The 15820-nt window shown below is 42.4% G+C and carries 14 protein-coding genes; 10 read left to right on the top strand and 4 right to left on the bottom strand.

Going from position 1 to position 15820, the window contains the following annotated elements; genetic code table 11:
• The first annotated feature begins 14 nt into the window (after positions 1-14).
• The 3 genes from nrfD to KXD93_RS12845 all read left to right on the top strand — a co-directional run bounded on the left by nrfD (position 15) and on the right by KXD93_RS12845 (position 2969).
• Positions 15-1322: an NrfD/PsrC family molybdoenzyme membrane anchor subunit gene (gene nrfD / locus KXD93_RS12855; protein ID WP_258137516.1), complete on the top strand. Its 1308-nt coding sequence runs from the start codon at positions 15-17 to the stop codon at positions 1320-1322.
• Positions 1306-2184: a hypothetical protein gene (locus KXD93_RS12850; protein WP_258137515.1), complete on the top strand. Its 879-nt coding sequence runs from the start codon at positions 1306-1308 to the stop codon at positions 2182-2184. Before nrfD ends, KXD93_RS12850 begins: the two co-directional genes overlap by 17 nt.
• A 281-nt stretch (positions 2185-2465) precedes the next feature.
• Positions 2466-2969, top strand: a complete 504-nt coding sequence (locus tag KXD93_RS12845) for a hypothetical protein (protein WP_258137514.1) — start codon at positions 2466-2468, stop codon at positions 2967-2969.
• A gap of 173 nt (positions 2970-3142) precedes the next feature.
• Here the strand turns inward: KXD93_RS12845 and KXD93_RS12840 are convergent, their stop codons facing one another.
• Positions 3143-3322 (bottom strand): hypothetical protein, encoded by a 180-nt coding sequence (locus tag KXD93_RS12840; RefSeq protein WP_258137513.1) that lies wholly within the window; start codon positions 3320-3322, stop codon positions 3143-3145.
• 84 nt (positions 3323-3406) lie between these two features.
• Between KXD93_RS12840 and KXD93_RS12835 the strand changes: the two genes are divergently transcribed.
• Both KXD93_RS12835 and KXD93_RS12830 read left to right on the top strand, forming a co-directional pair.
• On the top strand, positions 3407-3847 hold the full coding sequence (locus KXD93_RS12835; protein WP_258137512.1) for a helix-turn-helix domain-containing protein: 441 nt from the start codon (positions 3407-3409) through the stop codon (positions 3845-3847).
• Between the two features lie 132 nt (positions 3848-3979).
• Complete coding sequence (locus KXD93_RS12830; RefSeq protein ID WP_258137511.1) at positions 3980-4390, top strand: VOC family protein; 411 nt, start codon at positions 3980-3982, stop codon at positions 4388-4390.
• Between the two features lie 223 nt (positions 4391-4613).
• On the opposite strand, the gene corA is transcribed toward KXD93_RS12830, so the two are convergent.
• Positions 4614-5741 carry a magnesium/cobalt transporter CorA gene (gene corA / locus KXD93_RS12825; protein ID WP_258137510.1) on the bottom strand — a complete coding sequence of 376 codons (1128 nt, stop codon included), beginning with the start codon at positions 5739-5741 and terminating at the stop codon, positions 4614-4616.
• A gap of 124 nt (positions 5742-5865) precedes the next feature.
• The gene (locus tag KXD93_RS12820; RefSeq protein ID WP_258137509.1) at positions 5866-7017 is read right to left on the bottom strand and encodes a hypothetical protein; all 1152 of its coding nucleotides are present in this window, start codon (positions 7015-7017) and stop codon (positions 5866-5868) included.
• Positions 7018-7581: 564 nt separating this feature from the next.
• Between KXD93_RS12820 and KXD93_RS12815 the strand changes: the two genes are divergently transcribed.
• Positions 7582-8235, top strand: a complete 654-nt coding sequence (locus KXD93_RS12815) for a CGNR zinc finger domain-containing protein (RefSeq protein ID WP_258137508.1) — start codon at positions 7582-7584, stop codon at positions 8233-8235.
• 66 nt (positions 8236-8301) lie between these two features.
• Entirely contained in the window at positions 8302-10875 is a 2574-nt protein-coding gene (locus tag KXD93_RS12810) for a tetratricopeptide repeat protein (RefSeq protein ID WP_258137507.1), read from the top strand.
• A gap of 57 nt (positions 10876-10932) precedes the next feature.
• Here the strand turns inward: KXD93_RS12810 and metK are convergent, their stop codons facing one another.
• Positions 10933-12183, bottom strand: a complete 1251-nt coding sequence (gene metK / locus KXD93_RS12805) for a methionine adenosyltransferase (RefSeq protein ID WP_258137506.1) — start codon at positions 12181-12183, stop codon at positions 10933-10935.
• Positions 12184-12455: 272 nt separating this feature from the next.
• Here metK and KXD93_RS12800 point away from each other — a divergent pair, with 272 nt between their 5' ends.
• The 3 genes from KXD93_RS12800 to pckA all read left to right on the top strand — a co-directional run bounded on the left by KXD93_RS12800 (position 12456) and on the right by pckA (position 15702).
• On the top strand, positions 12456-13340 hold the full coding sequence (locus KXD93_RS12800; RefSeq protein WP_258137505.1) for a diacylglycerol/lipid kinase family protein: 885 nt from the start codon (positions 12456-12458) through the stop codon (positions 13338-13340).
• 114 nt (positions 13341-13454) lie between these two features.
• Positions 13455-13790: a translation initiation factor gene (locus KXD93_RS12795; protein WP_258137504.1), complete on the top strand. Its 336-nt coding sequence runs from the start codon at positions 13455-13457 to the stop codon at positions 13788-13790.
• A 298-nt stretch (positions 13791-14088) separates the two neighbouring features.
• A complete protein-coding gene (pckA, locus tag KXD93_RS12790) occupies positions 14089-15702 on the top strand; it encodes a phosphoenolpyruvate carboxykinase (ATP) (RefSeq protein WP_258137503.1) in 1614 nt (537 codons plus the stop codon).
• The last annotated feature ends 118 nt before the right edge of the window (positions 15703-15820 follow it).

Here is a 15820-nt window from a genome sequence, read left to right as displayed (position 1 = left end):
TAAATAGCTAAGACGTGGAAAACTCAATAATAGATGAAAAGATAATAAATGACCTGCTGCCCCAAAAGTTTGGCAAGGCCGGCAAAATATGGATTGCCTTATTAACCGTGATTTGTTTGGTAGGCTTATTTGCCTATTACCGGCAGCTTCGCTATGGGTTGGTAGTTACTGCCATGCGCGATTATGTATCGTGGGGTATTTACATCTCAAACTTTGTATTTTTTGTGGCAATTAGCCTGGTAGGATCGTTAATAACGGCAATATTCAGGCTGGCCGGTGTAAAATGGGGATCGCCGCTTACGCGCATTGCCGAGATCATAGCTGTGGCTGCTATTATTTTCGCATCGCTGATTATTATTGTGGATATGGGTAGCCCCGAAAGGTTTTACTATTTATTTACCCACGGCCGGATCCAATCGCCAATCATCTGGGACGTGATAGTAATTACCACCTACTTTTTTATCAGCCTGCTGCTTTTGTATTACCCGCTGCTTCCTGATATTAAAATTTTACTTCGGTTTAAAGAAAAATCGGGTAACGGACTGCACAAGTTTTATGGGTACCTGGGTTCGTTCTGGAAGGGTACTCCTGCACAGTTTAAGCTAAGCGAAAAGGCAATCAATATACTTTGTATCACCATTATCCCTGTGGCATTTACCATCCACACAGTAACATCGTGGCTGTTTGCAACAACATACAGGCCCGGCTGGGACAGTACTAATTTTGGCGCTTATTTTATTGCAGGTGCCTTTTTAGTGGGCGCCGGCGCTGTGGTAGTAGCCATGTATGTTTTCAGAAAGGCATATCATCTTGAAAAATACATAACAGAAAATCATTTCGAAAAGATGGGCCGGGTAGTCGTACTGTTATCGCTGCTTTACCTTTATTTTAATATGAACGAGTTTTTAACGCCGTTCTTTAAAATGAAAAAATCAGAAGAGGGCTATTTAACGGGCCTTTTCAGCGGCGACTTTGCGCCTGTTTTCTGGTTCGCTATTTTGATAGGAATGATCATCCCGATAATCATCCTGTTATTTAAATCGGGCAGGAAGCCATTGCCTGTGTTTATAGTTGGCATAATGGTAATAATTGGCGCCTGGTTTAAACGCTACTTAATTGTAACGCCAACTTTGCTGCATCCGTTCCTGCCTATGCACGATGCCCCGGCAAGTTACCTGCATTATTTCCCGAGCTGGGAAGAGTGGGCCATAACCATAGGATCATTGGCCGGTGCATTGTTAATTATAACCCTGCTGGCAAGAATTTTCCCTGTGATACCAATTCAAGAAACTTTAACCGAACAACATGAAAAGGCTGTATAAATATTTTATCGCACTATTGGCATTTGCCGGCATATTAGAAAGCTATAGTGCCTTTGCACAGCCGGCACCGAAAGGCGACTTGAGCGTTGCAATCAATTACTACGTTAATAACAATACCGTTCCGTCGCTGCTGGTTAGGGTAAAAACCAAAGTAGATGGCAGGTTTCAGCCCGTTGCCGGTATCACCCTTAAGTTGTTCCTTGATAAGGACTCTGCGGGTACATCCATTGGCAGCGTCACCACAAACAGGAAAGGCGAAGGCCGGATCTATATCCCGGTAACGGTAAAAAAACAATGGGCTACTTCGGTAAAGCACACTTTTTTGGCAACATTTAAAGGTGACAAAAAGTATGAAGAGGCTAAAGCCGACCTTACAGTTTCCCGCGCTAAAATATTGTTAAATACCACGGATAAAACTATTACTGCCACCGTTTTGGAGATGAAGGACACTACCTGGGTGCCTGTAAAAGGTGTGGAGCTGAAGATTGCCGTAAAACGCCTTACAGGGGACTTACCGGTGAATGAAACCCCGGCATTCACCACTGATTCGACAGGCAACGTGTCTGCAGATTTTAAAAGGGACAGTATTCCGGGTGGAAAATCAGGGAGTATTGTGCTAATAGCTAAAATTGAAGATAACGATCAGTATGGCAATATATCTGTTGAAAAGACTGTTAGCTGGGGTGCGAAATTTATCCCTGTAAATACCTTTAACAAACGCACACTGTTTGCCACCAGGGATAAAGCGCCTATCTGGCTGCAATTAATAGCTTATTCAATATTAATTGCTGTTTGGGGGATCTTGATATTCCTTGTGTTTAACCTTTTTAAGATTAAGAAAATAGGCAGCCGGCTTGAATAGACCCTAATAAACTACATAAAAAAGAAGGACCGGCACTAATTACCGGTCCTTTGTATTTATAAGGTGTTTTTCTGAAAGCGGGCTGCCATAAACCACCGGTTTACTTTTTCTTCGCCTTAAAACTCCCGTTAGGCTGTATAAACGTGGCCACGGTTATTTGTCTGAATCGGCGGGCAGCCAGCTACAAAATGCACAATAAAAGAGGCTGCTTGCTTAAGTTAGGCGGCAGGATTTGAATTTTATCTGTCCTGTAAATCACCAATTGTATTTATATTTATAACATGAAAAAACTATATGCCCTTATTACAATCCTGCTAATTACCGTAGGTATAACTAACGCCCAGGACGGCTGGGTTACCCATACCGGTGATAACAGGGTATCGGTCAAGTTTCCATCAACTCCCAGGGAAGCTGTGCCGGGCAGCTTTATGGCCGTTGATAAAGATAGCATTGCATACATTTTTACCATAGTTGATTTTGTACAGGTAGCCGGTATTGATTCTGTGGCTTTGGCGCCTATAAAAACCACACCAGAATTTGCAGCGCAATTAAAAACAGGAATGAGCCAAAGTTTGCCTGATGTTACCTTAGCCGACTTTAAAATCGGCACATGGAAAGGATTTACCAGTTACACCTCAACCGGGGTGGACTCAAAAAAGAGAAAGTATGATATCTTCATGTTTATCATCGGCAATAAAATGTACAGCATGTCAACAATTGCCGCCGATGGCATAGGCAGAAGAGGCATGGATACATTTCTTGACTCCGTGGTGGTGAATAATTAAAGCAGCATGTAAGGCTCTGCTTTATCTCTGCATATGTTTCCACCCCCCTGGTAGTTTGGTCAAACTGTTTATAGACGATAACTATCCAGGTAAAGCAGGCCTTACCAATATTTATTGCAAAAGGCGCTTTTCATTCTCCGAAATTCACGAATCCGTTTTGTGCGGTTATAATTTTACAACAGCGGACCCGAATGGAAGGGTTTGATCATCTTTTTATCTTCAGAAACCGAGACCTTTTTACGGGCTTCTTCCTGTTCGGCTGCCTCTAACAAAAAATTAATGTAGGCTTCCAATTTCAATTTTTGATCATCGGATAGGAGTAGGATTTTTTGATGGAGCGTTTGTGTTTCCATAGTGCTAAATTTACAAAATATCCTTTATATTTCGCAATAGTTAATATGAAGAATATTATTTATTAATCCGATAATAAAAATAGGATGGCAGTCCTTCTTTATCCCAAAATATACCTCTATCGCCGTATAGTTTATGCCAAACTATTTATTGATGATAACTATGCCGAAAAAATAGACCTGGATAATATTGCCGACGAAGCCTTCTTCTCCAAATTTCATTTTATCAGGTTGTTCCATTCTATCTACGGCAAAACCCCGCATCAATACCTGTCGTTTGTGCGCATTGAAAAGGCAAAACAGTTTTTAGCAACCGACATAAGTGTCGCCAATGTTTGTTATGCCGTAGGTTTTGAAAGCGTAACCTCGTTTACAGGATTATTTAAGCGGATGGTTGGGCAAACCCCGGCGGTATACCAGGCAACACAGCATCAAAGGCAGGCTGAAATAGCCAGCGCCCCTCTAAAGTTTATCCCTAATTGCTTTGCCGAGAAAAAAGGATGGAAGCCAGTTGGCAGTTTTGAGTAGGCAGTTGGCAGCGGAAATTGTCATTTATCGGCACTACTCACCAATCTCCACTCACCTTTCTCCATTATAGCAATTTTGGAGAAGTGCGGTAGTAAATCAATGTGCACCTTCGTATCAACAAAACAAATTAAGATGATCACAAAAATGAACCACGTGAGCGTTTTTGTTCTGAACCAGGACAGCGCTTTTGACTTTTACGTTAACAAACTGGGCTTTAAGGTGCATACCGATGCGCCCATGGGGCCGGGGATGCGTTGGCTAACTGTTTGTCCGCCGGAACAGCCCGATCTGGAGATCTCCCTAATGTCGATAGATGAGGGGATGATGTTTAAAAAGGAGGCGGCGCAGCAAATGCGCGATTTGGTAAGCAAGGGAACGTTTGGATTCGGTGTGTTTGAGTGCGATAACCTGCTGGTAACTTACGAAGAACTAAAAGCCAGGGGTGTTGAATTTACCAAAAAGCCTACGCAGGAGTTTTATGGTTTTGAGGCTTTATTTAAGGATGATTCGGGAAACTGGTTTTCGCTGGGGCAGAAGAATTAATGTGCGGATTTTTGATGTGCGAATGTGCGGATTGATTTTGCAGCGGTAGTCTTTCATCCGCACATTCGCATCTCCACGCATTCGCACATCAATTTTTCATCCGCACATTCGCATCTCCACGCATTCGCACATCAATTTTTCATCCGCACATTCGCATCTCCACGCATCCGCACATTAATTTTTCATCCGCACATTCGCATCTCCACGCATTCGCACATCCTCCCTACAGCTTACTAAACCATCCCTTTTTCCAGAATACGATCACCTGGATAATGCCGATCAGCAGCATCCCGCCTAACGCATAAATATACCCGTGCGCGCTGTACAGCTCGGGCATGTTGGCGGGCATAACCTTGTTGGTTACCGGGTCGACCCGTGAGAAGTTCATGCCGTAAACCCCTGCCACAAATGTGAGCGGAATAAAGATAACAGAGATTATTGTTAGCACCTTCATGATCTCATTCATCCGGTTACTCACCAGCGACAGGTAAATATCCATTATGCTGCTGGTGATTTCCTTGTAACTTTCAATCAGGTCCATTATCTGGATGCAATGGTCGTAGGCATCCTTCAGGAACATTTTTACTTCTGCATTTATCAGCGGGCTTTCGGTGCGCAGCATGTCGTTTATCTTGTCGCGCTCAGGCCAGCAGGAGCGACGTAAAACTATCAGGGTGCGTTTGAGCTGCTGGGTTTCGTACATTATGCTTTTATCCGCCTGGTCGTACAGACGGTCCTCAACAATATCAAGCTGATCGCCAAGCTTCGCCAGCAGCGAGAAATAACAATCAAGGATAGTATCAGTTAGCGCATAACACATATAGCCTGCACCAGCGGTGCGAATGGAGCCCTTACCAATTTTAAGGCGGTTTTTTACGCCTTCAAAGTTTTCCTCGTGCGTTTCCTCAAATGTGATGATCAGGTTATCCTTTACCAGTGCCGAAAACTGGTGATTGGTAAGCTCATAATCCTTGGTGAACTGGATCATCCGGCTTACAGCAAACACGTAATCATCGTACTCATCAAACTTCGGGCGCTGGTGGATATTGGTGATGTCCTCCAGTACCAGGGGGTTTATGGTCAATAACGAACCCACCTCCTCAATTAATGCCGCGTCGCCCAGGCCCCTAACCTGGATCCAATGTGTATGGTCCTGGCATTTTTTGAATTGATCGAGTATCACCTTTATGCTTTTCCCCTCGCTACTGACAAGTTCCTTAGCATTATAGGAATATACGTTGATGGTTGGCTTTAACGCCCCCTCGGGGATGCTGATCTCACCCGGACTTGCGCCGATGTTCCCCGATTTACGGCGCGGATTATAGCGGAACCTCTTTATTTTATTGCTCATGGAATGTACCTACAGTTTCAAAAACTGAAATTAGCACATTTTGTTCGGAGTTTTTGTTGAATGGTTGATTAAGTTGGATTGGGTTGAATAGGTTAGATTGAGTTGAGTTATGGATGGTGTTAACCTATTTAATAGCCAAAAGGTCATCGAATTCTAACCGGTTCCTTTGGTTATAGTATTTAAATTCATCCAAAAAGAATTTTTGTACGTCGTTGATATGGTAATGATCCTTCAAGAAATCTGCAGCGCTAATATCCGGTTTTAGCGTGTTCATCAGTTTTATCAAACCATCTTTGCCTTCATGTTTCAATACATAATTAATTACAACAGCCTGGAAAATGAACGATGGATTTGTTTCATCATCAAAATAATAAAAATCATCCAGCTTGTTCAGTACTTCGGGGTGCTTAATGAGGTATGGGTAAAGTTTTTTTAGGTGATAAATGGCTGGTTTATTTGCGCTGCCGCCCCATAGGGTGGTTATGCCGCTTTTAAGCAGATCGGGCGCGCCGGGGTAAAGCATGTTTAGCGTTCGCAATAGTTCATGCAGATAATACTCGTTGCCCGATGTTATTATCATGCGGTTATCCATGTCAAAAAAGCCGCAAAACGTGGTAGACGATGACATAGTACCAGCCTGGTATGAAGCGCCAAGGGTAGCATACAGATTCTCACAGGCAGGCGCTGTTATGTAACTGATGTTGCCCGGCAGTTTTTTATTGAAGAACTTTTCTATCGCACCTAAATAATGGTTCGCTGAGTCGATTAGCGCCTGGTGGTAAGCATAGCCGGCAGGAAAGTGATAGGTAATGCAGGGCGACTTCACGGTCTGATAATGGGTAATGCGCATGTTTACAAACAAGGCATTAGTTAACTTTAACAAGCCGTTTAGTTTGGTTAAATAGAAATCATTGATCGACCATATGGTTCTTACCTTATCGCTTCCAAAATAACTAAAGAGTACTTTTATTTTAAATAGGTTGGTTTCAGGTTGGGTAATACCTAATATGATAATTTCGTCGAATTTAATCTCATACAGACTATGGGCGTCATATAAATCATAGGTTTTCAGGTTTGCAGCTTCAGACGGCAGCCAAAATGATTTGCCATCTTTTTTATTTAAACGTGCATGAAGATAATCTGATAAGGTATGGATAGCGGCACGATTTGTTGCGCTTTGCACGGTATCTACCGCCGCATTCAGGGTTATTTGCGCGTGGCAGGTATAGCCGGATAAGATAAAAACGGCGATGATAAGCAGCTTGAATGTTTTCATTAAACAGGATTGTTGGATGGCAAAAGTAATTTTTAATTTGAGGGTGTAAAATAGGGGAAGATATTTTTAGTGTAATTGCTAATTATATTAGCTTTATTTATTATATTTGTACTTGCCTGATAAATCCTAAACCAGGCAATTCAACCACCCCATTTTATTGTTTAAAGATTTGCCGGGTGGACCCTTATGTTCTTTCAATCATACTTATAAAAACCACCTAAAAGCGGCTGATTGCCCTTTTGCTGGTGGTTTTTGCCGGTCAATTCTGAAGTTTTTATCAGGGGTAAAAGGGCTGTTTTCCTTCGTAATCGTGATTTTTATCAGGGGTGAAATAAGGTTTTACCTTCGTAACCGGGTTTTTTATCAGGGGCGAAACGGCGGTTCACCCTTGTAATTCAAAATTTTCTCAGGGGCAAAACGGCGCCTTTCATCGTAATCCAAATTTTTATCAGGAGCAAAACCGTTTTTTGGGTTGGTAAAATTCGGCTTTTTGACGAAAAATCACCCTTCGGTAGGTGGTCTAAATTATAACAAAATCAATAATATATTAATAATCAATAATTTATGGAAGATAAGTACACCGGCTTTTTGAAGGGCCGCCGCGAACTCTACGCGAACCGGGATAAGTTCCCGATGGATGGCGATATTCCCGTCCTGCAATTCATTAATACCATACACAGAAGTGACACCGACGGGCGCAGGGATTACCTGGAAACCTATGATGATTTTTTAGATTGGGCCTATGATGCCAAAGTGGTTGAAGAAGCCGAGTACAATAACCTGTGCTTTGAAAGCTATTGTTATTTCCCTGAAGCGGAGAAGGTGTTTGAAAAGGTAATTGATGCCAGGAACTGTATTAATGACCTTGTTGTCAGCTTGTCAGAAGGTGTTGCGCCATACCCGGGTACGATAACTAATTTTAATACCCATTTTGAAGAAGTGAAAAAGCGCATTGTTTTGAATATGAACGGTTACGGCATGCTGGAGGTGTGGGTAGGTACGAAGGATCAGCTCGCTTTCCCGCTGTGGCGGCTTATCAAAAGCGCTCAAAACTTTTTAATGACCATGGACGGCCAATTCATTAAAAAATGCAAATGTGGTAATTTGTTTATCGACAGATCGAAAAATGGAAAGCGGAGGTGGTGTAACCCGGCTACTTGTGGAAGTGCTTATTGGTCGAAGGAGTATTATAGGAGGAGGAAGAAGTGTGTGGTGTGATGATTTGACGATTCCTTATTTTCTTGTCTCACAGCTATTTTGTACATTGCGGTTACCTGAACAACTATGCAGCAAACCTACAGAATATTCCTTGCCTCGTCTTACGAACTGAAAGCAGATCGTGAGCAGTTTGAGATATTTATTGCCCGCCAGAATAATTTGCTGAAAGACAAAAATGTGTATTTGCAGGTAGTTTTATGGGAAGACATCGGCGGCGAGGTTTACCAAACTCATAAGCAAGACCATTACAACAAAGAATTAAAAAGCTGCGACATTTTTGTAATGCTGTACTGGAGCAAGGTTGGCAAGTTTACAAATATTGAATTTGACAGGGCGCTTGGACAGTTCAGGTTTACTGACCATAATCCCAAAATCTATGTGTTTGAGAAAATCGCGCCGTTACCTAAAACACAAAATGACGTCGATAAAGACAGCCTTGTAGCATTTAAAAAGAAATATGCGGATGAAGGGCAGTTTCCCATTCAGTATAAAGATGCCGAAGAATTAACAGGATTATTCAAGACTAATCTTGATAAACTTTTTGCTGATAAGTATCTGCTTGAAGGCAGCAATAAACATAAAAACCCAGCCGAATGCCTTTATACTGATGGCAACAGCGTCCCTATTGGCTTTATAGGCCGGGATGATGAATTAAAGGCTATAAGAGAGAAATTAAACAAAGGCGGCAGCCTGATGCTTATAAATGCTGAAGGCGGCATTGGAAAAACAAGCCTCGCAGCAAAATATTGGGAGGAAAGCCTTTCTGATTATAAGTATAATGCATGGTTATTTTGCGAGGTGGGAATTATACCAGCATTGAAAAAGTTGGCACCCAAGTTAGACGTTGACCTTGCCGGATTGAATGAGGAACAGCAAACTGAGGCCATGAAACAGGCATTAATGCCAATTGCAAATGATACTTTATTGGTATTGGATAATGCGAACACAGCCGATGATATCAAAGAATTTATAAAAGTATTTCGCGGCTTTGGTTGGCATGTGCTTCTAACCAGCAGGTGTCATGCAGTTTTAGAAAAAGAGCAGGAACTGCATATTGAGCATTTACCACCTTTTCTGGCAAAAGAATTATTTGAAAAAAATTATAAGGAAGAAACTACCGAATTTGATACGTTACTGGACAGGCTTTTAGCGGCAATAGGCTACCATACCTTGTTGACAGAAATATTCTCAAAAAATTTGGCAGAGCTTAGAGACATAGGTGAAACGTTGGCCAAATTCTTAAACGATTTAGAAACTAAGGGGCTGTATTTGGAGGAACGTAGTTTTAATATCAGAACCGATTATACCTTGAACGTGCATAAAATTGCCGACCATACCGATGCTATCATTGAAATTCTTTACGATTTTACGGCGCTGGAAGAGAGTGAACGTTATTACCTGGTAAACCTTGCTCTATTGCCTGCTGTAAATTATGACTTGAAATTTTTAGCTCAGCTTTTTGACCCGGCAACTATCATCAACTTAAAAAAAATATTGGATTCTCTCTTCCAAAAAGGGTGGCTAGGTTATGCCGAAAGCAGTTATCGGATAAGTCCTGTTATACAGAAGTTGGTATTACAAAGAAATAAGGATTCGTTACGACAAGATAGCGAAAGGTTGTTAATAAACCTTGGTGAAAAGTTGGATGGTGATGGTACTTACCTGACAAATTTAAGTTATTCTGAAGCCGCATATTTCGCCAGATTGGTGCCGGTAATCACTAAAAACTTGGAAGTAAATCCATTTAAGTTGCTTGGCCAGTTGAATGATCGTAGTGGCGTTTATAATTTGGCAGTAGGAAATTTGTTTGAAGCAAAATCGGCAATAGAGAAATATCGGGAAATTGCCATTGCCGTTGATGACGAAAAAGGATTATCAATCTCTTATACTCGATTGGGCGACGTACTTTTGGAATTAGGCGACTTAACAAACGCCGTAGATTTTTATGAAAAAGGAAGAGATTTAAACGAGATGCTGAATAATAGATATTTACGGGATGCAAGTTATAAACACTCGTTGTCAATTTCATACGAACGTCTTGGAGATATTCATGTTCGTTTGAAGAATTTAGAGAAAGCGCTTGAATTTTATGAACGAGAAAATGAGCTAATTGGACAACTTTGTAATGAATATCCCGAATCTTTGAGTTTTAGGGCGGCATCGGCAATTTTTTATGAAAAATTAGGTAGTGTTTATATCCGTTTATATGAAATAGAAAAGGCATTGAATTATTTTCAAAAATTTAATGAATCAATCGGCAAACTTTATAAAGAACACCCTAGCTATGTATATTACAAGAACGCACTGGCAGTTTCTTTTGAAAGATTAGGCAGTACTCATTTCAGTTTGGGAGATTTAGTAATGGCGTTTGATTGCTTTCAAAAATTTAACGAGTTAAAGAAACAACTCTATCACGAACATCCAAATAATACGGATTTTAAAAATGGATTTGCCATTTCACATGATAACCTTGGGGATGTTTATAACAGGAATAGTGAAATAAAAATGGCAAAGCACCACTATCAGAAGGCGATGGTGTTATGGGAAGAGTTAGTTGTTACAACGCCCCAAATAGCCGAGTTTCAAAGATGTTTAACAATGATTGGAAAAAAACTAAGTGATTTAGCGGATATCATTTAAAGTGAAAGCCTCCCAAAATCTTAAGACTTCAGGAGGCTTTTAAGAAAACCAAATCCTTTACAACCCGAAAGCTGCCTTTACCTTATCTACATAGTCCAGTTTTTCCCAGGTAAACAGCTCAACTTCGCGTTTGATCTCTTTGCCATCGTGTCCTACAAATGTTTTGGTTACTACCTCGTTAGGGCGACCGAAGTGACCGTAAGCAGCAGTTTCGCTATAGATTGGGTTACGCAGTTTGAAACGGGTTTCAATTGCGTATGGGGTCATGTTAAAAATGGCTTCTACTTTTTTGGCAATTTCACCATCGTGTAAACCTACTTTACCTGTTCCGTAAGTGTTTACGTAGATGCCCATTGGCTGTGCGACGCCGATAGCGTATGATACCTGTACAAGCACTTCGTCGGCAACGCCGGCTGCTACAAGGTTTTTAGCGATATGGCGGGTTGCGTAAGCAGCAGAACGGTCAACCTTTGATGGGTCCTTACCAGAGAATGCACCACCACCGTGTGCGCCTTTGCCACCGTAGGTATCCACAATGATTTTGCGGCCGGTTAAGCCGGTATCGCCGTGCGGGCCACCGATCACAAACTTGCCGGTAGGGTTAATATGGTATTTAATAGCGTCGTTAAAAAAATGCGCATATTTTGGATATTTTGCCTTAACACGCGGGATCAGGATGCTGATGATATCGCTGCTGATCTTCGAAAGCATTGCTGCTTCTTCGTCAAAATCATCATGCTGGGTCGAGATCACGATGGCATCGATGCGAACCGGCTGGTTGTTATCGTCATACTCCAGTGTTACCTGCGATTTTGCATCAGGGCGTAAATATTTAATGTCGCTGTTTTCGCGGCGGATGGCAGCAAGCTCAATTAATAAAGCATGTGCTATGTCCAGCGCTAAAGGCATGTAGTTGTCAGTCTCTTTTGTTGCATAACCGAACATCATACCCTGGTCGCCGGCGCCCTGTTCTTCTTTTGCAGTGCGGTCAACACCCTGGTTGATATCAGGCGATTGCTCATGGATAGCTGAAAGCACACCGCATGAACTGCCGTCGAACATATATTCGCCCTTGGTATAGCCAATTTTGTTGATCACCTCGCGGGCAATTTTCTGAACATCAAGATAGGCTTTTGATTTTACCTCGCCGGCCAAAAAAACCTGGCCGGTTGTTACCAGCGTTTCGCAGGCAACCTTCGACTCGGCATCAAATGCTAAAAAATGATCGATCAAAGCATCCGAGATCTGGTCGGCAACTTTATCCGGATGTCCTTCTGATACGGATTCTGACGTGAATAAATATGACATAGATTTTTATGTATAAATTAAAATCAAATTGTAGAGACGCAATGCATCTTTTATGAAATAGCGAAATTTAAGAGGATTGAAGTAAAAACAAGCATGGTATTAGCACTTTTTTACGTGGTTGCAATCCGGTAAGCCCGATCCCTGTTAAAAGGGCCCGACGGCAATCGGGTTCGGGACAAACAATTAAATCAGTCCACTTTCAGGCGGCTAAATTAAAACAATTTTTACAAAGCGGAAAATAGATTTACTTTTGCCGCAATAATCATATTTAGTTGGAACGGAAAGCGTTATTTATTATTAACCCTATATCAGGCGGGAAGAAAAAGGACGGCGTTCCGGAACTCATCGAAAAGCACCTCGACGCTAATTTATTTAAGGCCACAATTGTTTTTAGCGATGGCATATCACATGCCCGCCAAATAGCAAAGGAAGCCGTTGGTAAATTCGACGTTATAGTAGCAGTTGGTGGTGATGGTACGGTAAACGAGGTGGCATCAGGCATAGTGGGGAGCGACACCACCCTGGGAATAGTGCCGTTTGGATCGGGCAATGGTTTGGCGCGCTTCCTGAAAATCCCGATGGATACCAAAAAAGCCATCGAAACGCTGGGCACCGGTAGTCAAACTACAATAGACTCGGGCAGGTTGAACGGGCAGCCGTTCTTTAATATGGCCGGGATGGGTTTTGATGCGCACATCAGCGAGGTGTTTTCACATACCACAAAGCGGGGCTTTATATCCTACATAAAATCGTCATTAGCCGAGATCTCGACCTATAAGGAACAGCATTATCGTTTGGAGATTGACGGCAAAACGGTAGAACGCGAAGCTTTTATGCTGAGTTTTGCCAATTCGTCGCAATATGGTAATGATGCACACATATCCCCTAATGCTTCTGTACAGGATGGCTTGCTGGATATTTGTGTGATCAGGAAGTTCCCGCTATGGCGCTTCCCGGAGATGGGCATCAGGATGCTCACCAAAACATCCGACAAAACAAAATATGTGGAGATAATGCGCGGGCAGCGGATCATTGTAAAACGCGCTAAGCCCGGTCCGCTGCACCTTGATGGCGAACCGCAAATGGCTGGTACCGATGCCGAAATTGTATTGGTGCCGAATTCGTTGAAGGTTATTGTGGGCGGGGATTTTAAATAGTCCTGAGTCTTGAGTCGATAGTCTTAAGTCTTTAGGAGAAGAATAAAGTGAAGAACATAAAAAAATTGAAAGTCAGACTCAGGACTTTCCACTCAAGACTATAGACTAAGAATCATGTCAAAAAAGAATTTCACAGGGGTAGTATATTCAACCGATCCTGATTTTCAATACCAGCAGGATGGGGGAGGCGATAGCCAGGCATTGCCGCCGCAACAACAAAATCTTAAAATATTCCTCGACCGCAAAGGTGGCAGCAAACTGGTTACGCGCATTACGGGCTTTGTAGGCCCTGATGCAGACCTGGAGGCCATCGGCAAAAAACTGAAATCCAAATGCGGTGTAGGCGGTTCGGTAAAGGATGGCGAGGTATTAATCCAGGGTGATTTTCGCGACAAGATCCTAATACTTTTAACCACCGACGGTTATAAGGCGAAGAAGGCGGGGGGATAGTTAATTAGAGACTAGTTGATTAGAGATTAGTTAATTAGAAACCAGTTAAATGGCGTTTCAATTTGCGCTGTAGGGGCGTATAGCATACGCCCAAATGTGGTAGTTAAATCGAATTTCCCCACCCTGTAAGCCATACACTTAGTGTATTGAATTAAAAATTTTATACTGATTTAAATTATTGATAATTAGTAATTTATATATGGTGTAAAAGGTACATTATGTAAATAAATACACTAATTTCCTTGTTTCTACCGTAGTAAAAGCAGTAATTTTGCTGCAACCAATTTTTACTATATTAATGAGAAGGAGTACTACCAGTTTACCTGATCTGAGCTATTTAAAGCTTGATCGGGCAAGGAATGTTTTTTTCCAATTAACCCCCGCCGAACTTGTTGATGAGGCTTTACAAAGGAAAGAAGGCGTTTTGGCCGACACCGGCGCCCTTGCAATTGATACCGGCGAATTTACAGGCCGCTCACCAAAAGACCGTTTTATTGTTGATGACGAGATAACCCACGACACTGTTTGGTGGGGTAAGGTGAACATAAAATTTGATGCCCCTAAGTTTGATGCCCTGTTTGATAAAGTTACCGCCTACCTGGCTGGTAAAGATGTATTTGTGCGTGACAGCAGCGCCTGCGCAAATGAAAAATATCACATCGATATCCGCGTAGTTACCGAAACGGCCTATCAAAATCTCTTTGTTCACCATTTATTTTTACGTCCTGAAGTTGCCGATCCGGATGCAACACCTGAATGGACTATAATAGCCGCGCCCGGTTTCAAAGCCGATCCTGCAATTGATGGCACCCGCCAGCATAATTTTTCGATCATCAATTTCACGAAGAAGATGATTTTGATTGGCGGCACCGGCTATACCGGCGAGATAAAGAAGGGCATTTTTTCGGTGCTGAATTTTATCCTGCCGCATGACAAAAAGGTACTTTCCATGCATTGTTCGGCTAACACTGGTGTTAAGGGCGATACGGCTATATTTTTCGGTTTATCGGGCACGGGTAAAACAACATTGTCCGCCGACCCTGACCGCAGCCTGATAGGGGATGATGAGCACGGATGGAGCGATTATACCATTTTTAACTTTGAAGGCGGGTGCTATGCCAAGTGCATCGACCTTACGCAGGAAAGAGAGCCACAGATCTTTAACGCAATAAAGTTTGGCTCATTATTGGAGAACATCAACTTTATAAAGGGAACACGAACCGTTAATTTTTCGAACATCGACAAAACTGAAAATACCCGGGTTGCCTATCCTTTACATAATATACACAATGCCGTTAGTCCCTCAATTGGCGATTCACCTAAAAATATATTCTTTTTAACGGCTGATGCGTTCGGAATTTTGCCGCCGGTTTCAAAACTGAGCGCCGAGCAGGCGATGTATCATTTTATATCAGGCTATACGGCCAAGGTAGCAGGTACTGAAGCCGGCATAACCGAACCCAATGCCACATTTTCAGCGTGCTTTGGCGAGGCATTTTTACCGTTGAACCCGGTTACTTATGCCGGGCTGCTTGGCAACAAAATAAGGAAGCACAAAGTAAAGGTATGGCTGATAAACACCGGCTGGACGGGTGGCCCTTACGGAACAGGCAATCGGATAAAGCTTAGCTACACCCGCGCTATGATAGCAGCAGCGTTAAGCGGGCAGCTGGATAATGTTAACTATGCCGAACACCCGGTATTTAACCTGATGATGCCGCAAACCTGCCCTAATGTGCCCGATAACCTGCTTAACCCGAGAAGCACCTGGGCAAATCCTAATACCTATGATGAACGGGCAAATGACCTTGCCCTGCTGTTCATAAAAAACTTTGAGCAATATGCCCCGTTCTGCAAAGCCGAAATTATTAATGCTGCCCCAAATGTTGTCGAATCGGGCCTGGTAACATAATTTTTATAAAGGCACAGTATTTTCATTTGGAGACCGAGGGCAAAACGACAGCGCACAACACTTCGTGCGCTGTCGTTTTACAAAGGAGGGTGCGGCATTGATTCAGGACAATTTCAGG

The organism is Mucilaginibacter phenanthrenivorans (genome assembly GCF_024721155.1).
GTDB classification, from domain to species: Bacteria; Bacteroidota; Bacteroidia; order Sphingobacteriales; family Sphingobacteriaceae; genus Mucilaginibacter; species Mucilaginibacter phenanthrenivorans.
Note: the sequence above shows the minus strand (reverse complement) of the source record. Positions and strands in the feature narration are given on the sequence as shown.